The sequence below is a fragment of the Actinomadura sp. NBRC 104425 genome (assembly GCF_030269545.1).
Lineage (GTDB): Bacteria > Actinomycetota > Actinomycetes > Streptosporangiales > Streptosporangiaceae > Spirillospora > Spirillospora keratinilytica.
On the sequence record NZ_BSTN01000017.1, the window covers coordinates 74812 to 97189 of the forward strand.

14 protein-coding genes are annotated in these 22378 nt (G+C 70.3%); 11 read left to right on the forward strand and 3 right to left on the reverse strand.

Annotation, left to right across the window (positions count from 1 at the left end; genetic code table 11):
- The first annotated feature begins 37 nt into the window (after positions 1-37).
- The 8 genes from QSK22_RS23405 (at position 38) to QSK22_RS23440 (ending at position 14267) form a co-directional block, all read left to right on the forward strand.
- The gene (locus QSK22_RS23405) at positions 38-1231 is read left to right on the forward strand and encodes an AAA family ATPase (RefSeq protein WP_285496470.1); all 1194 of its coding nucleotides are present in this window, start codon (positions 38-40) and stop codon (positions 1229-1231) included.
- A gap of 38 nt (positions 1232-1269) precedes the next feature.
- Positions 1270-1902, forward strand: coding sequence for a hypothetical protein (locus QSK22_RS23410; protein WP_285496471.1), 633 nt, complete (start codon positions 1270-1272; stop codon positions 1900-1902).
- A 2-nt stretch (positions 1903-1904) separates the two neighbouring features.
- Entirely contained in the window at positions 1905-5744 is a 3840-nt protein-coding gene (gene drmA / locus QSK22_RS23415; RefSeq protein ID WP_285496472.1) for a DISARM system helicase DrmA, read from the forward strand.
- Positions 5744-7651, forward strand: a complete 1908-nt coding sequence (gene drmB / locus QSK22_RS23420; protein WP_285496474.1) for an MrfA Zn-binding domain-containing protein — start codon at positions 5744-5746, stop codon at positions 7649-7651. The genes drmA and drmB overlap by 1 nt, the downstream gene beginning before the upstream one ends.
- A gap of 4 nt (positions 7652-7655) precedes the next feature.
- Entirely contained in the window at positions 7656-8435 is a 780-nt protein-coding gene (gene drmC / locus QSK22_RS23425) for a DISARM system phospholipase D-like protein DrmC (RefSeq protein WP_285496475.1), read from the forward strand.
- Positions 8432-10477, forward strand: coding sequence for an N-6 DNA methylase (locus QSK22_RS23430; RefSeq protein WP_285496476.1), 2046 nt, complete (start codon positions 8432-8434; stop codon positions 10475-10477). Before drmC ends, QSK22_RS23430 begins: the two co-directional genes overlap by 4 nt.
- A gap of 54 nt (positions 10478-10531) precedes the next feature.
- The gene (locus QSK22_RS23435) at positions 10532-12097 is read left to right on the forward strand and encodes a serine/threonine-protein kinase (protein ID WP_285496477.1); all 1566 of its coding nucleotides are present in this window, start codon (positions 10532-10534) and stop codon (positions 12095-12097) included.
- Positions 12098-12167: 70 nt separating this feature from the next.
- Complete coding sequence (locus tag QSK22_RS23440; RefSeq protein ID WP_285496478.1) at positions 12168-14267, forward strand: UvrD-helicase domain-containing protein; 2100 nt, start codon at positions 12168-12170, stop codon at positions 14265-14267.
- Between the two features lie 52 nt (positions 14268-14319).
- Here the strand turns inward: QSK22_RS23440 and QSK22_RS23445 are convergent, their stop codons facing one another.
- Entirely contained in the window at positions 14320-16620 is a 2301-nt protein-coding gene (locus tag QSK22_RS23445) for a GmrSD restriction endonuclease domain-containing protein (RefSeq protein WP_285496479.1), read from the reverse strand.
- A gap of 481 nt (positions 16621-17101) precedes the next feature.
- On the opposite strand from QSK22_RS23445, the gene QSK22_RS23450 reads away from it, so the two are divergent.
- From QSK22_RS23450 to QSK22_RS23460, 3 genes are all read left to right on the forward strand, one after another.
- Entirely contained in the window at positions 17102-18313 is a 1212-nt protein-coding gene (locus QSK22_RS23450; RefSeq protein WP_285496480.1) for a DUF6221 family protein, read from the forward strand.
- A 352-nt stretch (positions 18314-18665) separates the two neighbouring features.
- Positions 18666-19964, forward strand: a complete 1299-nt coding sequence (locus QSK22_RS23455) for a hypothetical protein (protein ID WP_285496481.1) — start codon at positions 18666-18668, stop codon at positions 19962-19964.
- Positions 19957-20211 carry a hypothetical protein gene (locus QSK22_RS23460; protein WP_285496482.1) on the forward strand — a complete coding sequence of 85 codons (255 nt, stop codon included), beginning with the start codon at positions 19957-19959 and terminating at the stop codon, positions 20209-20211. Before QSK22_RS23455 ends, QSK22_RS23460 begins: the two co-directional genes overlap by 8 nt.
- A gap of 264 nt (positions 20212-20475) precedes the next feature.
- Here QSK22_RS23460 and QSK22_RS23465 read toward each other — a convergent pair whose 3' ends face one another.
- Positions 20476-20793 carry a MazG nucleotide pyrophosphohydrolase domain-containing protein gene (locus QSK22_RS23465; RefSeq protein ID WP_285496483.1) on the reverse strand — a complete coding sequence of 106 codons (318 nt, stop codon included), beginning with the start codon at positions 20791-20793 and terminating at the stop codon, positions 20476-20478.
- A gap of 377 nt (positions 20794-21170) precedes the next feature.
- Entirely contained in the window at positions 21171-22313 is a 1143-nt protein-coding gene (locus tag QSK22_RS23470) for a hypothetical protein (RefSeq protein WP_285496484.1), read from the reverse strand.
- Positions 22314-22378 lie beyond the last annotated feature (65 nt).

A 22378-nucleotide genomic window follows, 5' to 3' on the forward strand; every position in this document is an offset into this window, starting at 1 on the left:
GCAAGATTACGGCAGGATGGAAGAGGAGGTGATCTGAATGGACAAGAGGATTCTCGAGCTGGAAGTGGAGAATTTTCGCAGTTTGCGGAAGATCTCCCTGCCGCTGCGACCGTTGAACGTGCTGGTCGGTCCGAATGGCGCAGGTAAGACGAATGTGCTGGAGGTGTTTCGTTTTCTCGCCGACGTCATTCGTACGGACCTGCAGCCGGCGCTCGACCTTCGCGGGGGCTTCGACGACGTTGTGTTTCGGGGAGGAGACAAGCCACCCGCCTCGATCAAAATAAAGCTCAAAGCAACCTGGACGACACACAGCAGTGTTAGTGCACCCGACGAATACGAGCTTCGAGTCACGCGGAGGACTCAAAAGGCAGGTGCAGACTCACTCTCCCGCAAGGAGACGTTCCAATTTAAGCGGACCCGGGGGCGGGGAAGGCGCATCACCATCACCGGTCAAAAGATCAGTGTGTTCGGCGCTGGTCCAGACGCTGAACGTCAGATCGGCATCCAAAAAATGAGCAGCGGTCTTTCCACGCTGCCTCGCCTCGCCGATGAGGAAGGTGGTGGCGAGGTTGCCACCGTTGCGGAACGGCTGGAATCGTTCCGAGTCTTCGATGTGGATGTCTCGGCTGCGCGTCTGCCTGCGAAATTTCCGCATCGTGAAGCGTTTCTTTATGAGGATGCGCGTAACCTGAGCTCCTTCCTGTTGACTCTTCGAAGCAGAGATGAGGAGGCATGGCAGAACCTGGTGGAGGATGCCATCAGAGTTCTACCGCATCTGGAGGACATCGCTTTCGAATACCCGTCCGGTGCGGCCCGGGAGGTCATAGTCGTCCTGCGCGAGCACGGACTCAGGCAGCCTACCCAACTGGCGGATGCGTCGTACGGAACAATAAGGCTGCTCGGCTTGCTGGCGTTGTTGTATGACCCAGAGCCTCCTGCGTTGACCTGCGTGGAAGAGATCGACCACGGGTTGCATCCGCAGGCGTTGGAATTGCTAGTGGAAAGACTTCGCGATGCCAGTGAGCGGACGCAATTTCTGATTGCGACGCATTCACCGGCCTTGGTGGACCGTCTGCGCCCTGAGGAAATCGTGATCTGCGAGCGGCTGGACGATGGATCTTCGGCGATCCCGGCATTGTCCACTGCTGAGATCGAAAAAATTGTAACCAAGAGTGAAGGGCTTCCGCTCGGTGAGCTCTGGTTCTCTGGGACGCTCGGGGGCGGTCTGTGAGGAGAAGCGGCACCCGCGTCCGTGCGACCAGGAAGCCGGTGATCGTGCTCGCGGGGGAGGACGCGAACGACCGCCAGTGCATGCGGCTGCTGCTCGAAGAGCTCTGTCCCGACATGCGGGGCCGCCTTGTGGAGATCAACTGGGTGGTGCGGCTGCGGCAGGCGTCCGACAGTAACCTGGCACAACGGATCAAGCACCTTGGTGGGCTGGCCCGTGCGAAGGCTGCACAGCAGAAAGCGGAGCTTGCCTGTGTCTTTGTACATGAGGACTTCGACGCGGCGGACAGCGATGAATACCCAAAGACGCGCGACCGAGTCCAGAAGGCTTTGGAAAGCGAGTTCGGCAATGCGCACTACGTGCTGGCGGTCGCCGAGATCGAAGCGTGGCTCCTGCTCTTTCCGGATGCGCTTGCGGCATTCTCCTCTTCGTGGAAGCTGCCCACTAAGTATCGGGGCAAGGACACCGGGAAGATCGTCGACCCGAAGAAGGTCATGAGTGAGGTGAGCCGGGGCAGGAGCCGCTACCGGGAGTCCGACGCGCCAAAAGTGCTCGCCAAGGCCATTGAGCTGGGCTGCTATAAGCGACCCGTGGGATCGAACCGCTCCTGGCGCGAGTTCGGTGACGACGTGACCCGCTGCTGCACGGGACATCTCCGTTCGAACAAGGGATGAGCATGGTCGAGCAGGAAGAACTCTTCAGTACGGGCAACAAGCAGGAGAAGCTGAAGCTGATCGCCGATGGAGGCGGGGCGTCTCAGCGGTCGGAGCTCGTGCCCGTGCTGGACCTGCCGCAGAACTTCGCGGAGGCGTCCTCGTACCAGGTGCGGAGCGAGTTCGAAGAGCTCGTCCGGCGGGATCTGCTCGGGCCGTGGGGCGGTAAGGAGGAGGTCTTCCCGTTCAAGGCGATGGGCCCCAGAGAGCGCTACCTGGTGGGGATGCTGGGGCCCAAGCACCTGCCGAAGGGGCTCGTCCAGTCCGCCGACAAGCTGCCCGACACCGAGACCGGCGTCGAAGGCGACGGGGCGCCGGAGCTGCCCGAGGTGCAGACCCCGCAGAACGCCGGGCGCCTATGGGCTTCGTCCATGGGGCTGTCGTTCCACGTCGGCCCCGACATCGACGCGGTGAACGTGCGCGCGTCCTGGGGGCGGTACGCCAAGACCGAGGCCGAGGACGAAAACGGCGTCAAGCGCCTCCGGTGGAGCCGGGAGCCCGTCGAATACGACCAGGAAGTGCGGCTCGACGGGGAACCCTCGTACCGGATTCCGCTCACCACCAAGACCCCCGACGAGCCGGGCGTGCACCTGGCGGTGACCGTGCGGCCGTCGGACGCGGGGCGGGTCGTGGAGCTGACGCTCATCAACGCCCAGCTCGAACCGGTCAGCAATCCCGACACCGCCTGGCTGTTCCAGTCCGAACTCGTCGTCACCGCGCTGGACGGCGCCAAGGCGATCTTCCTGCCGGTCGACGACCCCGCCGACGACCTGACCGCGGTGGGCGACGACCAGGAGGAAATGCACCTGCGGCTCCTCTACCGCAACGAGCGCAGGTACGCATCGGGCCGCAACGTCGCCGTCCACGCCGACGTCCGCGACGGAGAACGGGCCGCGCACCGCCTCACCACCACCTGGATCCCCGCCTACGACGTGCCCGCGACCGTGGCGCCCACCGACTCGCCCTACCTGCGGGGCGCCGAGCTGTCGATGGACGCCCTCGCCGCGGCCGACGCCGAAACGCTCAAGGCCGGGCTCGCCCCGCTGGCGGACGGCTACTCCACCTGGCTCGACGAGCGCGCCGCGCAGATCGGCGACCTGCCGGAGACGCTGCGGCCCGCCGCCGAGACCGCGGTGGCCAAGGCCCGGCAGGCGGCCGAGCGCATCGCCGCCGGGGTCCGGCTGCTCACCGACCCGCAGAGCCCGCGGCACGAGCAGGCGCTGCGGGCGTTCCGGTTCGCCAACGAGGCGATGGCGCTGCAGCGGCGGCACACCGCCATCGGCCGGCTCCGCGGCACCGAGGGCCTGACCTTCGCGCAGGCCGAACGGCAGGTCCGGGAGCAGGGCGCCAAGGCGGCGTCGTGGCGGCCGTTCCAGCTGGCGTTCGTGCTGCTCAACCTGCCGTCCCTCACCGATCCCGCCCACCCGGAGCGGGCCGCCGACCACACCGGCGTGGTCGATCTGCTGTTCTTCCCCACCGGCGGCGGCAAGACCGAGGCGTACCTGGGCCTGACCGCCTACACGTTCGCGATCCGGCGGCTGCAGAAGACGATCGGGACGGGTGCCGACGCGCGCAACGGCCTGGACGGCGTGGCCGTCCTCATGCGGTACACGCTGCGGCTGCTGACCGCGCAGCAGTTCCAGCGGGCGGCGGCCCTGGTGTGCGCGGCGGAGATCCTGCGGCAGCGCGACCCGGCCACATGGGGAAGCGAACCGTTCCGCATCGGCCTGTGGGTCGGCGGCGGCGTCTCCCCCAACTGGTTCGACGATGCTGAAGAGCAGATCGCCGCGGCGCGGCAGGCGGGGGACGGCAAGCGCACCAACGTGCTGCAGACCCTCAGCTGCCCCTGGTGCGGCGAGCGGCTGCACGCCCACCACGACCTGAAGGTCAGGGAGGAGCTGCGGCGGGTCTTGCTGTTCTGCCCCAACGGGGAGGGCGACGGCGCCTGCCCGTTCTCCGAGCGCAAGAGCGCCACCGGCGAGGGGCTGCCGATCCTCACCATCGACGAAGAGATCTACCGGTACACGCCCAGCCTGGTCATCGCCACGGTCGACAAGCTGGCGCAGCTGCCCTGGCGCGGCTTCGCCGGGATGCTGTTCGGCCGGGTCGCGCAGCGCTGCCCGCGGCACGGCTACCGGCACGACGACCTGACCCCACGCACCAAGTGCGGCGGGCGCCACACCAAGAAGGGGGTGACGGTCGAGAGCGTCCCGGTCACCCGGCTGCGGCCGCCGGACCTCATCATCCAGGACGAGCTGCACCTGATCTCCGGCGCGCTGGGCACCACGGTCGGGCTGTTCGAGGCCGCCGTGGCCGAGCTGTGCACGTGGCGGGTGCCGGACGGGTCCGGCGGGAGCACCCTCACCGGGCCGAAGATCGTCGCGTCCACCGCCACCACCAAGCGCGCCGACAAGCAGGTGAGCGGGGTATTCGGCCGCGGCCTGGCCGTCTTCCCGCCCCAGGTGATCGACGTGGCGGACACCTTCTTCTCCCGGCAGATGCCCGTCACCGAGGACGCCCCGGGGCGGCGCTACCTGGGCATCTGCGCGCACGGCGTCCGGCTGAAGTCGGCGGAGATCCGGCTCGCGGAGATCCTGCTCCTCGCCGGGCAGACCCTGTTCGACAAGTACGGCGAGCCCGCCGACCCGTACATGACGGTCGTCGGCTACTTCAACGCCACCCGGGAACTCGCCGGCATGCGCCGCTACCTCGACGACGACGTCGCCACCCGGGTCCGCTCCCACGGCACGCTCAAGGACCTGTCCAACCGGCTCGTGCACCGCGCCGACATGCTCACCATCCAGGAGCTCACCTCCCGGATCTCCTCCGCCGACATCAGCGACGTGCTCAAACGGCTGGAATACGGATTCGACCCCGAGCTGGACACCACCGCCAGGCGGCAGCAGATCGGCCAGGAATGGGCCGACATCCTCAAGGAGAGGAAACGCGACAAGCGCCGAGCCGCCCACCCGATCGCGGAACGGTGGAACAGGCGGCGCGGCGACGACGTGGTGCCGGTCGACGTCGTGCTGGCCACCTCCATGCTCCAAGTGGGCGTGGACGTGTCCCGGTTCGGGCTGATGGTGGTGACCGGGCAGCCCAAGAACACCGCCGAGTACATCCAGGCGTCCTCCCGCGTCGGCCGCGACGCCGAGCGCCCGGGGCTGGTGCTGACGCTCTACAACTGGTCGCGTCCCCGCGACCTGGCCCACTACGAGGACTTCGAGCACTACCACGCCACCTTCTACCGGCAGGTGGAGGCGCTGTCGGTCACCCCGTACACGCGGCGGGCGCTCGACCGGGGGACGGCGGCGACGTTCATCGCGGCCGTACGCCACTCCGCCGAACGGTTCTCCCGCGAGGTCGACGCCCACGACGTGCCGCTCGACGACCCCGTCGTCGAGGGGATCGTGCAGCGGTGGCTGGACCGGGCCGAGGCGATCTGGGGGCGGCGCGGCCGCGACTACCTCGACGAGCGCATCAAGGTCGTCAAGGACGCGTGGAACAAGCGCAAGACCGGCAGCACCCGGCTCGGCTACCAGAAAGGCAGCTACAACAAGCAGCAGCTCACCGGGCTGATCGAACCGGCGGACGGCGACCGGTGGGGCACGCTGACCGTCGGCCGGTCGATGCGGGAGACCGAGAACGAGATCAACCTGCTGCTGCCCGGGGGCGGCGAGATCTTCAACCCCGCCTACGGGGCGCCGGAATGGACGTTCGGCGAGCCCTCCGACGAGCCCGACCCCGACGAGCCGGTGGGCGACGAGCTGGGCGAGTCCACGCTGAACGGGAAGGGGAAGTGATGGCGGCCACCAGCGACCGGTACTTCCGCCGGGTCGGCGCCGTGCGGCCCAGCCACCTGATGTTCACCAGCGGGGTCGGGGCGCTCGTCGACCTGCCCAACTTCGCGGTGCTGGTGCGCGGCCTGGACGACTGGGACACCGGACCGATGGCCGGGTACGTCCCACTGACCGAGCCGCGGCTGCTCAAGGCCGTGCAGGGCACCCTGGGCGACACGGTCAAGCAGCTGCGGCCGGCCCCGTGGATGCCGGGGATCGACTCCAACCCGGCCGGCCCGGCGTCCAAGGTCGGAGTGCCCGTCATGCCGTTCCCGAGCTGGATGCGTTGCACCGTCTGCGACCAGCTCGCACCCCTCGACTCGCAGATCTTCGGCTTCGAGAACGACAAGGCGCGCAAACCCCATGACGCCCACTTCTTCCACGCCGACTGCCCCCGCAAGCGCAGCGGCAGAAAGCCCCTCGCCGTGCCCGCCCGGTTCGTGCTGGCCTGCAACGACGGGCATCTCGACGACTTCCCGTACGTGAACTTCGTGCACAAGGGGACCGGCTGCCCCAAGGCCAGCCATCCGACCCTCAAGATGGACGACCGCGGCGGGAACCTGGGCGCCAACGTCGCACTCATGTGCGTCAGCTGCGGGGAGAAGCGCAACATCCGTGACGCGCTGGGCCGCCGCGGCGAGGAGAACCTGCCGCGCTGCCGGGGACGGCACCCGCACCTGGGGACGTTCGAGGAGGGCTGCGAGCGCGACCCCAAGGTGCTGGTGATCGGTGCGTCCAACCAGTGGTTCCCCGAGACGCTGTCGGCGCTGTACGTGCCGCCCACCGACGCCGGTGAGCTGGCCGACAAGGTCGTGCAGTACTGGGACCAGGGCGTCGGCTCGATGCCCGGCAGGGAGTACCTCCGCTACAGCCGCGAGAACGTCCCGGCGTTCCGCGAGTTCACCAAGTGGAGCGACGAGGAGATCTGGGCCGCCATCGAGCAGCGCCGCAAGATCCTGGAGGAGGGGCGGCCCGAGGAGAAGCGCAGAACCGACCTGCGCACCGCCGAATGGGAGATCTTCACCTCGCCCAAGGAGCCCGAGCCGAGCGACGACTTCGCGCTGCGCCGCGACCCGGACGGCGTGCCCGCCGAACTGAAAGAGATCTTCTCCGACGTCGTCCAGGTGGAGCGGCTGCGCGAGGTCCGCGCCCTCATCGGCTTCACCCGTCTCGACGCGCCCGACCCCGACGAGCCGGACCTGGTGAAGCGGGCGCCGCTGGCGAAGGACAGGCCCACCTGGGTGCCGGCGAGCGAGGTCCGCGGCGAAGGCATCTTCCTGCGCGTGCCCGAGCGGCTGCTGCAGGAATGGGAGGAACGCGTCGAGGAGTCCGACGCGCTCGACAAGCACCGGGAGGCGTACAAGCGGTTCCGGGAGAACCGGCAGTCCGACCGGCTGCCCGCCCCGACCGACCCGATGCGGGGATGGCCCGGGGCGCGGTACATCGCCCTGCACACGCTGTCGCACCTGCTGATCCGCACCATCGCGCTGGAATGCGGGTACAGCTCGGCCAGCCTGTCGGAGCTGATCTACTCGGGCACCGAGGACGACCCGAACCGCAGCGGCATCCTCATCTACACCGCCGTGCCCGACGCCGAAGGGACGCTGGGCGGCCTGGTGTCGCTGGCCGAACCGGACGCGCTGGTGCGGCTCACCCGGCGGGCCCTCGCCGACGCCCGCCGCTGCTCGTCCGACCCGCTGTGCGCCGACCGGCTGCCGGAGGCGCCCGAGGACTTCCTGCACGGCGCGGCGTGCCACGTGTGCCTGTTCGTGTCCGAGACCACCTGCGAACGCGGCAACCGGTTCCTGGACCGGCGGTTCGTCGTGCCGATCGACGACCCGTCGCTCGCCCTGTTCCCCGCGGTGCCCTGACGCCATGCCGGTCGAGGAGTTCGAGGCGGCGGTGGCCTCGGCCGTGATGCGGCTGGGGCCCGCGCAACTGCGCGTGCTGGCCGACCGGATCGCCGAGGGCGCACCCCGCGGGCTCGTGGTGGCGGCGCTGCCCGCCTTCCCCGACGAGGCCGCGGCCATCCACGACGCGGCACGCCGCGCCGACGGCCTCACCGCCCACGCGGCCGCGTCCTACCTGCGCGGGGCCGCCGCGGCCCTGGCCCACCGGGACGCCGCCGTGCACGTGGAGACGGTGTGGAGCGGGCCGGGCAGCCACGCGGTGCCGGTGCGCGCGACCGCCCGCGTGCTCGTCGAACTGGTGGCGGAGGCCGCGAGCGAACTGGTGCTCATGACCTACTCGGCCAGGCCGTACGAGCCGTTGCTGGAAGCCCTCGGCGCCGCGATCGCGCGCGGCGTGGCCGTGACCGTGGTCGTGGAGACCCTGCAAGGCGCCGGGAGCGCCCTGGCGGGCGCAGAACCGGCGGCGGCGTTCGCGCGGCTGCCCGGCGTGCAGCTGTGGCACTGGCCGGTGGCGCGGCGCCCCGACACCGGCGCCAGGATGCACGCCAAGCTGGCCGTCGCCGACCGGCGCGTGCTGCTGGTGTCCAGCGCGAACCTGACCTTGTCGGGCGCGGAGAACAACATCGAGGCGGGAGTGCTCGTCCGCGGCGGGACGCCGCCCCGGCGCGCCGCCGAGCACGTCGCCGAACTCAAGACCCGCGGGATCCTGACGCGGCTGCCGGTCGGCCACGGAGGAGGGGCATGAGCGACGACGCCACCGTGAAGGCCGCCGACATCGCCCGCCTCACCGGCGTCGGCCGGGCGGCGGTGAGCAACTGGCGCCGCCGCTACGACGACTTCCCGCAGCCCGTGGGAGGCACCGCCGAAAGCCCGCTGTTCTCCCTGCGGGAGGTCGAGCAATGGCTGACCGCGCACGGCAAGGTCAAGGCGGTCGCCGCGGAGGACCTGGTGTGGCAGCGGCTGCGCAACTCGCTCGGCGACCTGCGGCTCGGCGACGTCCTCGGCTACACCGGCGCGTTCCTGCTGTTCCTGCGGCGCTGCCCGCAAAAGTGGCGGCGGCTCGACGCGCTGCCGGACGAGGAGATGGCGCGGCGGCTGCCCGGGGCGGTCGCCGAGGAGCTGGGCGATCTGCCCGGCGGCCGGCCGCCGCCCAGGCTGGGCGCGCGGAACGCGCCGCTGGTGCGGGAGGTCGCCCGGCTCGCCCGGCACCACGGCGAGACGCAGACCTTCGAACTGCTGTACGAGCGGTACGCCGCCCAGATGCGGCGCGCCCCGTCCGCCTCCCCGGAGGCCGCCGCGGTGATGGCGGCACTGGCGGACGTCGCGGGCGGCGACACCGTCCTCGACCCCGCCTGCGGAACCGGCACGCTGCTGCTGCAGGCCGCCGCCTGCGGCGCGGCCCGCACCGTCGGGCAGGAACGCGACGATGCCGGGGCGCGCATCGCCGCGCTGCGGCTGCTGCTGCGCGGCCACCCGGCCGAGGTGGCCGCCGGTGACGCGCTGCGCGCCGACGCCCATGCCGGGCTGTGCGCCGACGCGGTGCTGTGCGTCCCGCCGTACGGCGACCGGCACTGGGGGCGCGACGACCTCGTCGGCGACCCGCGCTGGGAGTACGGGCTGCCCGCCAGGAGCGAACCGGAACTGGCCTGGGTGCAGCACGCGCTGGCGCGGCTGCGGCCCGGCGGCCGGGCCCTCGTGCTGATGCCGTCCGCCGCCGCGGCGCGGCCCTCGGGCCGCCGGGTCCGCGGCCAACTGCTGCGCGCCGGTGCGCTGCGGGCGGTCATCGCGCTGCCCGCCGGGGCGGCACCGCAGTCGCCGCTGGCGCCGCACCTGTGGGTGCTGCGCAGACCCGACCCGGCCGACGCGCCGCCCGGCCATGCCCTCATGCTCGACCTGTCCGGGGTGGGCGACTGGCGGGAGGTGACCGCGCAGGCGTGCCGCCGGTGGCGCGAGTTCACCGGCCGACCCGGCCTGCGGGCCGGCGAACCCGCCGGTGAGCACGGCCGCGCGGTCTCCCTGGTGGAACTGCTCGACGAGGAGATCGACCTCACCCCCGCGCGGTGGGCACGGCGGCAGGCGGCGGTCACCGAGACCGCCTTCGCGGGGCTGCGCGACCGGCTCGACAAGGCGGTCGCCGCGCTGGCCGGGACCGTCCCCGAGCCGGGACTGCTGCGCCCCGCCTCCGGGAGGCGGCAGGCCGCCGCCCGCGCCGCGACGCCGCTGCCGGCCGGCGTCGTCACCCTGGCCGAACTGGTGAAAGCCGGGGCCGCCACGATCCAGCACGCCGCGATCAGCATGCGGACCGAGCGGGGAAGCGTGCCGGTGCTCACCGTGCGGGACGTCCTGGCGGGCCGCGCCGCCACCGGCCGCACACCGCCCGGCGCCGGGCTCCTCCGCCTGCGGGCGGGTGACATCGTGCTGCCGACCACGACGCGCTACCACGCCGTCCGGGTGATCGGGCAGGGCGAGGACGGCACGGTGCTCGGCCCCAACCTGCATCTCGTCCGCGTCGACCCGGCGCATTTCGACCCCCACTACCTGGCGGGGTTCCTGCGGATCGCCGGGCGGGACAACGCCCCGCGCCTCTCGACGGGGTCCTCGCGCCTGGACGTGCGCCGGGTGAAGATCCCGCGCCTGCCGCTGGACGAGCAGCGCTCCTACGCCGAGGTGTTCCGCCGCCTCGACGCGCTGGAGCAGGCGATGCGGGAGGCGGGCGAACTCGTCGAACAGGTCGTCCGCGCGGGGCTGGAAGGACTTGCCGGGGGAAGCCTGCGCCCGAGAGCATGACATGTACTTTTCAAACATTCGCGGCAGGGGTCAGGACGGCTAAACGGAGGCGCCGTGGCGGGGGAGACGGTCATCGCCGACCGCTACCGGCTCGACAGGGCACCCCTCGGGGTCGGGGGCATGGGGACCGTGTGGGGGGCTCTGGACCAGACCTTGGCACGGCGGGTGGCGGTCAAACTCGTCAAGTCCCCCGACGAGGAGCTCACCCGCCGCTTCCTGCGGGAATGCAGGATCACCGCGGAGATGCACCATCCGGGCGTCCCCGCCGTCTACGACATCGGCACCCACGACGGCTCCCCGTACCTGGTGATGGAGTTCGTCGACGGGCGCACCGTGGCCGACCTGATCGCCGAGGAGGAGGGGCTGCCCGTCGGCTGGGCGGCGGCGGTCGCCGCGCAGGCCTGCGCGGTGCTGGCCCTGGCGCACCGGCGGCGCCGCGTGCACCGCGACCTCAAACCGAGCAACCTGATGATCCGCCCCGACGGCTCGGTCAAGGTGCTCGACTTCGGCCTGGCCGGTGCGCTGGAACCCGCGGACCTGACGCGCATCACCTCCACCGGGCAGCAGCTCGGCACCCCCGCCTACATGGCGCCCGAGCAGTTCAAGGGCGAACCGGTCAGCCCGCAGACCGACCTGTACGCGCTCGGCTGCGTGCTGTTCGAGATGCTCGCCGGACGGCCGCCGTACACCGGCTCCCAGTGGCAGATCATGCAGGGGCACACGGGCCGCCGGCCGCCCCGGCTGCACTCCCCGCGCGGGGACGTCCCCGCGGAACTGCGGGACCTGGTCTACGCGCTGCTGGCCAAAAAGCCGCAGGACCGCCCCTCCGGGGCGGGCGAGGTCTACACCCGGCTCGTGCCGTTCCTGCGCGACCTCGGCCCGCTGGCCGACGCCGTCCGGCCCGCGCAGGGCGACCCGCTCCGGCTGTACGCGTCGATCGTCGCGCGGGTCGGCGTCGCGGCGGCCGTTCCCGACACCACCGCCGTCGAAGTCCCGCAGGCGGAGGGGAACGGTGCGCCGGAGCCGTCGAACCAGGGCGCCGGCGGCGAGGCGTCGCCGCGCAAGATCGAACTGCGGTACGCGCGCGACGAGGCCCGCACCCTCGCCCGGCACGACCGCTTCACCGAGGCCACGCAGACGCTGTGGACGGCCGTGGAGGCGGCGGCCGCCGCCGACGGCCCCGACGACCCCGAAGTGCTGAGCGGACGGCTGCAACTCGCCGAACTCCTGTTCGAAGGGGCGGACTACGCCGCGGCGGCATCGGAGTTCCGCGCGGTCTGCGCCGCCCTCTCCGGACGCCACGGCCCCGACCGGGAACTGGCGTTCATGTGCCGGTCGCAGGAGGCCGCCTGCCAGGCGGCGCTCGGCGCCGTCGACGAGGCCATCGACCTGCTCACCGCGCTGATCGCCGACGAAGAGCGGGTGCTCGGGCCCGACGACGACCGGACGCTCGCCGCGCGGCTGCAACTCGGCCGGCTGCTCGCCGACACCGGCGACGACCGGGCCTTCGGCGTCCTGTCCGACCTGCGCGGCGACCTGCTGCGCTGGCGAGGCGCGGACCACCCCGACGTCCGCACCGTCGAAGAACTGCTGGCCGGGCCGCACCCCCACGACCCGTGATCCCACGCCCCGTGATACGCCCCGCCCCCCGCGACCCGTACCCCGACGACCCACGATGAGGAGCACCTGAATGGCGAAGCTGGGCATCGACAAGGACTTTCTCGTCGACTTCGCCCGCTTGGAACCCCCCGTCCGGAAACGGATCGTCGAGGTGTTCGGGAAGTTCGAACAGACCACCCATGCCGGACTGCACCTGGAGAAGGTCAAGAACGCCCGCGACCCCCGACTGCGCACCATCCGCATCGACCAGTACTGGCGGGGCGTGGTGCTCGCCCCCGAACGCGGCGACAGCCACCTGCTGCTGAAGGTCCTGCCGCACGATGACGCCTACGACTGGGCGCAGCGCCGCCTGGTGTCGGTGAACTCCGCCACCGGAGGCATCGAGATCAGAGACGTCGCCGCCATCGACGCCACCCTTCCCGAACTGTCCAAAATGGCCGAGCGCAGGAGCGAGCGGCTTTTGGACAAGGTCTCCGACGCCGACCTGCGCAGGCTCGGCGTGGACGACCAGACCCTCGCCTTCGCGCGCGCCCTCACCGACCTGGTGCAGCTGGAGGCCGCCCGGGCGTTCCTGCCGCAGCACCAGTACGACGTGCTGATCGGCCTGGCCCTCGGCTACACCCCCGAACAGGTGTGGGAGGAGCTGGGCGGCGGCGCCGAGGAACCGCAGACCTACGACCCCGACGACATCGACGCCGCGGTGGCGCGCACACCCGAACGGGTCGTCCTCGTCGAAGGGCCCGACGAGCTCATGGAGGTCTTCCAGCGGCCGTTCGCGCTGTGGCGGGTCTACCTGCACCCGACCCAGCGCAAGGTCGCCTACGGTTCGTTCAGCGGCCCCGCTCGCGTCACCGGCGGACCCGGCACGGGCAAGACCGTGGTGGCGCTGCACCGCGCCCGGCACCTGGCGAGCCGCCTGGGCGAGGCCGACAAGCCCGTGCTGCTGACCACCTACACCACGACCCTCGCCGAATCCCTCCGCGACGGGCTCCGGCTCCTGGTGACCGACGACGACGTGTTGGGCCGCATCGACGTCCGCCACGTGGACACCCTCGCCTACCGCATCGTGGCGCAGCGGCACGGCCGCCCGACGATCCTGCGCGATCCCGAGCAGAAGCAGATCTGGCGGCGCATCATCCGCGACCTGGAGCTCCCGTTCAGCGACAGCTTCCTCGCCCAGGAGTGGCGGCAGGTCGTCCTCGCCCAGGACATCACCACCGCGGACGGATACCTGCGCGCCAAGCGCGCCGGCCGGGGCCGCCGGCTCGGCCCGCAGCAGAAGGCGCTGGTCTGGCAGGCGGTCACCGCGTTCACCGACGAACTCGCCGCCCGCAACGTGTGGACGTACGAGACGGTCTGCGTCGAGGCAACCCGGCTGCTCCAGGAGAGCGGCGACAGGCCGTACCGGCACATCATCGTCGACGAGGCGCAGGACCTGCACCCGGTCAGATGGCGGCTGCTGCGCGCCGCCGTGCCGGAGGGGCCCGACGACATCTTCATCGCCGGAGACACCCACCAGCGGATCTACGACAACCGGGTGACGCTCAAGGGCGTCGGCATCAACGTGGCGGGGCGCTCCGCGCGGCTGACCGTCAACTACCGGACGACGGCGGAGATCCTGGCGTGGAGCCTCGGCATGCTCGCCGGCGAGCGCATCGACGACATGGACGAGGGCTTGGAGAGCCTGGCCGGATGCCGCTCGGACGTCCACGGGCAGCGTCCGGAACTGCGCGGCGCGGCCACCAAACCGCTGGAGCTCAAAGCGCTCGTCGCCAAGGTGCGCGGCTGGCTCGACGCGGGCATCGAACCGGGCGACATCGGGATCGCGGCACGCAACAACATGCTGGTGAACTCGGCCGTGCGGGCCCTGCGCGACGCCGGCGTCCCCGCGTGCAACCTGGACGAGGGCAAGGCCGGCGACGGCGAGGTGCAGCTGGCGACCATGCACCGGATGAAGGGGCTGGAATTCCGCTGCGTCGCCGTCATCGGCGTGGGCGAGCACCAGGTGCCCTCCGGCGCCGTCACCCGCATCGACGAGGACGAGGTGACGCACTACCACGACCTGCAACGGGAGAAGTGCCTGCTGTTCGTCGCCTGCACCCGGGCCCGGGAGGAGCTCTACGTCTCCTGGCACGGCATCGCCAGCCCGTTCCTGACGGCGCTGAGATAGAGCCGCCGGCACCGGCTGCTCCATGCCCGGGGGCATGGAGCAGCCGCGGTCTTCAGGCCGACTCGGCGGTGAAACCGAACTGGTCGAGCCAGCGGCGGGCGGTGGCCAGCTCCTGCTCGGTGAACAGCGCGGCGAACTGCGGACGCAGCACGGCCGCCTCCACGGTCAAATCCAGACGGCCCCGCTCCCACAGCTTGGCGAACCCGTCGGAGATGTGCGGGGCGGCAAGCAGCCGTTTGGCGGCGCCCACACCGCCGTAATCGGCCACCATGCGCAGCAGGCCCGTCGGGTTGTAGCCGGCCTCGGACCGGGCCCGTTCGCAGTCGCGCAGGATCGCGCGCTGGAAATCGGCCGCCAGCTGCTCGTCGTCGTTTGCGATGCGAGTCGCGGAAGGCTCGGCGTCCGCGGGTTCCGCCACGTCCTCCCGGATCCCGGCGGCCACCTCGTTGCGGCGGCGGGCGAACCCGCGCAGGGCGTCCACCGAGGTGAAGACCTCGTACCCGAGTTCCTCCAGCCGGGGGATGTCGGACTCCTCGGGGTCGAGCTCCAGCACGACGGGCTTGCCCTGGCCCGCCTGCAGGCCGTCCGGCCACAGGGCCTCGGCGACCGCCAGCTGCGCACCGGTCTCCGGGTCGGCGATCTCCGCGTCGAGGCGGGGCTCGCCGTACCCGAGGGCGGACAGCTCCCGCACCAGGGAGGCGATCTGCGCGGTGCGGGCGTCGTCAGGCTCGGCCGCGGTGACGGTGACGCGTTCGAGCTTGGGGGCGGCCACGGCCGCCGTGCCGGAACGCAGCTCGGTCAGCAGGGAGTTGGCCGCGCCGGCCAGCAGTTCCCGCCGGGCGGCCAGAAAGTCCAGGTAGCGGTCCAGCCGCCACAGCTGCGGATCCTCGGGGATCCACTGCGAGGCCAGCGCCCCAGGATGGCTGTCCATCACCTCGGCGCAGTAGTCCTCGGGCGGCCGATCGCCGATCTTCAGGTTGGTGTCCTGGGTCAGAAAGCAGAAGTTGGCGACCGCGTTGACCTCGCTGCGCTGGTAGCCCGCCTTGTACAGCAGCGACTTGGGGAAGATGTGGTGGACCTGCAGGCTGGACAGATGGCCGAGCATGTGACTGTGCAGGGGCAGGCCCGTTCCGAGGTCGCATGCGCCGCGCACCCGGGTCAGCATGTACAGCAGCGGATAAAAGCGCGAGCCCCGGCCGAACCCTTCGAAGTTGTGGCCGTCGATGGTCAGGTTTCCGCCGCGCCACCGCTCCAGCGCCGAGATCAGCCCGTCGATGCCCGACTTCCGCAGCACCCCGTAGTCCTGGGTCAGCACGGTCTCGGTCGAGCCCGTATAACGCCCCCAGAGGTGGGAATGGACGTACCAGAACAGGACCTTGTCCCTTTCGGCGGCGTTGGCGAACCGCCCGCCGTTGTGGTGCAGGAACAGGACGACCACGGGGAACGCGTAACGCCCCATGAGCACGCGGTCGTGGTCGAGACCGAGCCGGCCCGCCACGATGTCGAGGAAATTGCCGATGTACCGGGCCGCCGCATCCAGCGCGTCGCGGAAGTCGGCCGCCGAGACGTCGTCGAGCGCGTGGAACGGGGCGCGCCCGGTGGCCACCGCGTTGACGCTGCGCAGCAGCCAGTCGAGGTTGAAGTCGTACCCGGCGGACCTCCACTTCTCCAGGTGGCCGCGCATGGAGGCGCGGGCGTCCGGCCACTGGGCGCAGAGCTTGGCGAGGGCCAGGTCGCCTTTGGAGAGCTTGGTGCCTCCTGAGTTGACGCGGTTGAAGATGTCCACGACCACGTCGACGGTCTTGTCCCTACCGATGATCTTTTCCTCGTGGAAATCGCGCTCCAGCAGTCCGCGCAGCCGGCTCAGCCGCTCCATGTAGGGAACGATGTCCTGCTGCGTCACCGGATCGGCGTTGAGCGCGGCGATCATCGGTTGGAGGCCCTCGACGAACAGCTGGGAGACGTCGATCCAGCGCGGATCGTCCCTCATCTTGGTGGGCGCGTAGAATTCGAACGTCTCGTCGGCAACGTTGAACCGCAGGTTCTTGAACGCCGTTTCGTCGCCCTCGAAGAAGGCGGGCGGCCTGCCGCGGATCACCCCGTACAGGGAGGTGATCCGCTGCTGGCCGTCGAGCAGCAGGAGTTTGGTGCCCGAGGCCGCCGAGTCCCCGCGTACCGCGGCCGCATCGGTCTCGGTCTCCCAGACCAGCAGCGAGCCGACCGGATAACCGAGGTAGAGCGACCGCATGAGGCCCCGGACCTGATCGCGGTTCCAGACGTAGCCGCGCTGGAACTCCGGAAGCAGAACGGTGCCGGAGTCGATCTGATCGAGGATGGTGGACAGTTTCGTCATTTCGGTCCCGCGAGGTCAGTGAATGGATGAGGGGAAACGGCGGGGGAGATCGAGGATACCGCCGGTGGCGGTGTGTGCGAGGGGTCGTCGCGGGCGATCTGCGACAGTCTGAGGTTGTGGACGTGAATGGGGGAGTTGTGTCGGTCTGTAGGTAGGTGTCCGGGGCGGCGGTAGGGTGGTCGCCTGGCGGGCGCGCCGGCATTCGGACCGTTTCCAGGGGAAGCCGCGGACGGGCGGGAAGTTCGCGGACGGGAGCGCCGCGCCGGGCGTCGTCGAGAAGGCGGGCTTCCCCGGCGCGCACCGCGCGTCCGCGGCGCTGCTCCGGTAGCGGGTTGCAGACGAGTGCGAACGTAATATCCTGATTCTTTGGTAATTTAATCATTCTTGTGGGCGCGGCCCGGGCCGTCGCGACGTGGAAGGTGGGAATGGAGTCGGAACGGCAGCGCCTGCTGCACGGCCCGGCGGTGCCGGAGGCGGAGGCGTGAACCACGTGCCCGAACCGCAGCCCACCCGCCTCGGCGTCTTCTACGACGGCGGATGGTTCCACCACCTCGGCCAGTACTTCGGCCGCCACTCCCGCTGGAAGGCCCGCCCCTCCTTCGCGGGCATCCACGACCTGATGCGCTGGTACGTGAGCCGCGTGGCCGACCAGGACGTCCACGACATCGTCGTCACCGAGAAGCACTACGTCAGAGGACGCGGATCCGACCCCTCGACCACCTTCGACGCGGTACTGGAACGCGAGGGCATCCACCGCCACGACGTGCGCTACAACCGCCACGGCGAGAAGGGCGCCGACGTCCTGCTGGCCCTGGAGGCGTTCCACCGGGCCATCGAAGGCGCCTACGACATCGCCGTCCTCATCACCGGGGACGCCGACTTCGTCCCGCTGGTGGAGCGGCTCCAGCGGCTCGGCGTGCGCGTCATCGTCCCCGACATCGTGGCCACGTACCTGGACGAGGACGGCAGCAAGCGGGAGGTCGGATGCGCACGCGCCCTCGCCCAGACCGTCGACCACGCCCCCGCCTGGGAGAAGCTCTTCGAGGAGGCGCTGCAACCCGGCTACGAGCTGACGTACCCGTTCCTCTGGCTCGACGCGCAGTTCGAAGCGGGCGAGATCGGGCCGGACGGCTACCGGCACGGCAGCATCAGCAGGTGGGACGAAGGATCGCCCTACGGGTTCATCACCGACACCGTCGGCCGGTCCTGGTTCGTCTCCCGGGACCAGCTCGTCGGCCAGCGCGAATCGCTGCCGCTCCACCAGCCCGTCGCCTTCCTCGGCGACCCGGTCACCCCCGAAGGAAAGTCCCACCCCCCGGCGCTGGGCGTCCGCCCCGTCCCGCACACCATGTTCGCGACACCGCCCATGGACGACCTCATCGAATTCCTGCGCGCTCGCATGAGCGAGGACGAACTCGTCGCCAAGCAGTGCGCGGCGGACGGACCGTGGACGACCGGCGCCGAGTCCGACCGGCCGCCGCTGGACGACAAGGTCGCCGCGTACCTGTCGCGTCTGTCCCCGGCCCGCGCCCTGGCCGACATCGAGGCCAAGCGGGAGATCCTGCGGCTGCACGAGGGCGGCGACGACGGCCGGTGCCCCACCTGCCCCGAAGAGTCTCCCTGTACGACGCTCAGGCTGCTCGCCGAGGTGTACCTCGACCATCCCGATTACCGGACGGAGTGGCGGCCGTGACGTACGCCCCGCTGGGGCGGCGCCGCCTCCCCTCGGCTCACCGTCTGGCCGAGGCGCTGCCCTGACGCAAAGCGCTGCGCGCCCTCGGCGTTCGGGGCGGGCCTCGCTCGACTTCGTCGAGTTCGACAACCGCGAGGCGATTGCATGTCGCGGCCGCGTCGTCGATCTCTAGGGGATATCGCCGACGCTGTGTGTCGCAACTCCATTGCTTCTCGACAGGAGTGCTCACTCTGGGGCAAATGGGACTTTCACCGGTCTGTCGTGATCTTGACGGTTTGTTACTGATCGCGTTATGACTGGTGGTACATCCTCACGGGGGTAGTCGGGTCGGCGCCGCGACGAGGGGCGGACGGTGGGAATCGAGCACGGCACTCATGGCTCCGACGGCCCGGACCAGCCGCAGCGCGAGTTGCCGGACGGGCAACCGGACTCCGCGAAACCCGCAGATAAAGCAGGGGCGCTGCCACCCGACAAACCCGGATTCCCGGGGCAGCGGTCGCGCTACGAGAGCCTGGCTGCGGCGGCCCAGGACAGCGAGTCGGCGCAGACGCTGGACAAGCCGTCCGTCCAAGACCGACAAGAGAAAACAGCCGGGCCGGAGGCCGGTGAGACCGGCCGGGCTCTCGACGAGTCGGAGCCGGTGAAGTCGGCCGAGGGAATCGTTGGGATCACGCGGGCGATGTCCCGCGAGGCCGCGCGGGCACCGGAGGCGAGCGGTCAGAAGGCCAGTGATTCCGCTGAGCGTCCCGACGCGGAGACCGAGGCGGGCGATGTAGTTCTCGACCGGAGGCAAGCACCGGCTGACCCTTCCGAGCAGACCGTTGACGCCGTCGCTGAGAGCGGCGAGTCTGAGGACGCCGACCGGAGTGCGGCGTGGCGTGCACACGTCGAAACGATGAAGAAGAAGTGGGCCGAGCTTGAGTCTGAGCTGTCGTCCGACCGGCCGTCGGGAGCCGATGGCGACGACGGCTCGCGCGGCGAAAGTGTGGATCGTTCTGAGGACGAGCCGGGTTCCTGGCGCGGAGAAGGCGGTCAATACCTCAGCTATGAGGAGAATATGGCGGTTAGTCGCGTCTTCGATCGTGTGCGCGATGTGGAGCCCGGTGTCACCGATGCGCTGAAGAGACATGAGGCGGAGGTGAAGGACGCCGAGCTGATCGGGCTTGAGTACCGTCTCAAGGGTCAGGAGAGGTTCAAGCAGAAGGTCGCCGAAAAGCTTGAGGGCGAGTCGCGCGAGGACCCGGAACGTGCGGCCGGGGCGATCCACGACGCATTGCGGTACACGTATCAGATACCCGCCGATTCATATACTCGAGGCTATCGGGAGATAGTCGGTCGGCTGGGGCGGGACGGCTTCGAGATGGAGTACAGTAAAAACTCCTGGGGTAAGTCGGAGTATAAGGGGATCAACACTCGCTGGAGAACGCCAGGCGGGCAGCCCTTCGAGATCCAGTTCCATACGCCGGAGAGCTTCGAGGCCAAGCAGCTCACCCATGGTGCCTACGAACAGCTGCGGAATCCGCCGATCAGTGAGCAGACCAGAGTGAAGATGAAGGCGTTCCAGCGAGAGGTATCGGCAGGAATTCCCATTCCCGAGGGCGTTGCCGACATACCGGACTATCGCAAAGTGGAGGAACAAAAAGATGGCTGAAGAGCAGGTGACATACTACGCGATCACCGGTCGCGGGAAGACGGTTGATGACCCCCACGGTATCGTCCGGCGGCGCCGCTCCGAAGGCTTCGTTCACGACGAAGTTCTCAACCGAGATCTTCAATGGCGCCCTACCGGCATCATTGCCGAATGGGAGTACGATAGCTTCGACGACGAGTTGGAAGAGGTCGGCGAAGAGAAGGCGAAGCAGATCATCGAGGCCATTCGGGCGAGGCGCAGCAACTGAGGCATCGCAACTGGCCGGGGCGAATCGCTCGTTACGCGATTGCGGGCGGGTGTAAGGCTGTCGTGATTTTTCCGCCGGCAGGCTCAAGAGGGCTCCCACGCCGCCGACGAGGATTTCGACGAGGCCGATCGGGGCTGCCCTGGAGTCGAAGGTGGCTTGTGAGGCTGGTCATGTACTGCCGATGGCGGCTGCGCCGTACCGGCCCGCCGCCGTGTCCGCCTGGCGTGCTCGGAGATGGGCGGCAGCCGGTTCCGCAGGTGTCGGTCAGCTCCAGGTGCGGGATTCATTGCGGGCTTCTTTGCCGCGGAAGGCGGTCTCCAGGTCGATGCCGCACCGGTTCGCTATGGAGGCGAGCAGGATGAGCGCGTCGGCGGCCTCCTCGGCCGCGTGGGCCACACCGGCGGCGGGGTCCTGCGGGTATCCCAGGAGCCGGCGGACGGCGCGGAAGAGTTCGCCCACCTCCTCGCCCAACTTGAGGCACTGGGTCGTCAGGTCCAGCCCGTCGAAGCCGCGTTCGGCCTCCATCTCGGCGACATACCTCTGGATCTCAGGCAGCGACGCGCCGCGGGCCAATGGTCGCATCGGGGCACCTCCCGGGTCTGAGAAGACCGGTGAGACTGCGACGCTAGCAGCCGACCGCGAGATCATCGTCGCATTGAGTGACGATGGTGGCCCTGTCCGTACATGAGGGTGACCTGTGGCAATGTGCGTTCATCCTCAAATGAGGCTTTCGGCGCCACTCCGGCCGTCGCCGGGACTCGGTGCGCGGCGTCCGCAGCGTCGTCACGCGGGTGCCTCGCGCCGTGATCTGTAAGCGCGGACTTCGGGCCTCGCGCACGGGTGCCCAACCCGCGCGCGCCGTGCCCTGCGTTGCGCGGGTTGGGGATGTCACCTGTGCGAGGAGTGCCACGTCGTCCGGCTGTCCGGCACGGGCGGCGGTTGCGGGGGTGGCGGGGCGGTCAGCGTAGTGGTGTGTGGTTCTTCCAGATCGTCCAGTAGCTGTCGCCGCTTTCGGGGACGTCCAGGCCGCCGACCGCCCAGGCGAGGCGGGAACGTGGGACGGCGGTCACGTCGGAGACATACGCGTCCAGGCCCTCCGGCTGCTCCAGCCGGGGCACGGTCCACCGGCCGTCGCGGTAGTGCAGCAGTCCGGCGCCCTGGCCGTCCCACCGCACCGGCTTCACCCAGATGCCGCCGCGGCCGTCCGGCTTCACATCCCGCAGTCCGTGCACGCCGGGATCGGAGGGCGGAGCGATCCTCCGCCAGGTGCTGCCGTCGAAGTGCAGCGCGAACGGCGCCTCGGTGAGGTCGTCCCCGCTCCGGCGTATCTCCTCTCCGACGATCCACACGTCGCGCGAGGACACGGCGTGGATGTCGGTGAACATCACCCAGTGGTCGTCCTCGCGGGGCAGGCCGGGGACGCTCACCTCGTTCCAGGTGCGGCCGTCCCACCGCGCCAGCAGGTCGCCCTGCCAGTGCACGGGGCTGCCCCCGATGGCCCAGACGTCGTCGGACGCCACGCCGCTGGCCTCCTGCAGGTGGCCGACCGGCGTCTCGACCTGGGACCAGTTCTCGCCGTCGAAGTGCCAGGTGCCGATGCTGTTCGGGCCGATGAGGGCGTCGCCGAACAGCCACACGTCGCGGGGGCCGAGGGTTTCCACGTCGGCGATGGTGCTGCGGGCGGGCCAGCGGCCGGCGACGCGCCATGTGCGCCCGTCCCAGCGGAGTGCGAACGCCTCTCCGGACGCCGGTTCGCTTCCGCCGACCGCCCAGACGTTGCGGGGGCCGGACGCGTCGGCGGCCGAGATGCCCCTGCTCAGCCCGGCTGGGAGCGTCACTGCCGTCCAGGACCGGCCGTTCCAGCGGCGGGCGACGGGCTCGGGCCCGCTTTCGGACGACATGCTCCCGAACGCCCAGGCGTCGCGCGGCCCGGTCGCCACCACCTCGGACAGCCACATTCCGGAGGGCTCCTCGCTGCGTTCGGCGATGCGCCAGCCGGACGGACCGGTTCCGGCGTCGGCGGGGGCCGCCATCGGGACGGCCGCGAGGGCCGCGATGGCACCGAGCGCGGAAAGACGCCTGGTGAATGTGCCTGACTGCATGTTCGTCTCCGTTGTTCTAGGGGTGCGGCCGCACGGGTCTCGGAAGGCAAAAGCTGGCCTATGCG

What these genes read in the sequence shown, in the direction of transcription:
- QSK22_RS23405 (WP_285496470.1), top strand. Translation starts at nt 38, where the DNA reads ATGGACAAGAGGATTCTCGAGCTGGAAGTGGAGAATTTTCGCAGTTTG.
- drmA (WP_285496472.1), top strand. Translation starts at nt 1,905, where the DNA reads ATGGTCGAGCAGGAAGAACTCTTCAGTACGGGCAACAAGCAGGAGAAG.
- drmB (WP_285496474.1), top strand. Translation starts at nt 5,744, where the DNA reads ATGGCGGCCACCAGCGACCGGTACTTCCGCCGGGTCGGCGCCGTGCGG.
- drmC (WP_285496475.1), top strand. Translation starts at nt 7,656, where the DNA reads ATGCCGGTCGAGGAGTTCGAGGCGGCGGTGGCCTCGGCCGTGATGCGG.
- QSK22_RS23430 (WP_285496476.1), top strand. Translation starts at nt 8,432, where the DNA reads ATGAGCGACGACGCCACCGTGAAGGCCGCCGACATCGCCCGCCTCACC.
- QSK22_RS23440 (WP_285496478.1), top strand. Translation starts at nt 12,168, where the DNA reads ATGGCGAAGCTGGGCATCGACAAGGACTTTCTCGTCGACTTCGCCCGC.
- QSK22_RS23445 (WP_285496479.1), bottom strand. Translation starts at nt 16,620, where the DNA reads ATGACGAAACTGTCCACCATCCTCGATCAGATCGACTCCGGCACCGTT.
- QSK22_RS23460 (WP_285496482.1), top strand. Translation starts at nt 19,957, where the DNA reads ATGGCTGAAGAGCAGGTGACATACTACGCGATCACCGGTCGCGGGAAG.
- QSK22_RS23465 (WP_285496483.1), bottom strand. Translation starts at nt 20,793, where the DNA reads ATGCGACCATTGGCCCGCGGCGCGTCGCTGCCTGAGATCCAGAGGTAT.
- QSK22_RS23470 (WP_285496484.1), bottom strand. Translation starts at nt 22,313, where the DNA reads ATGCAGTCAGGCACATTCACCAGGCGTCTTTCCGCGCTCGGTGCCATC.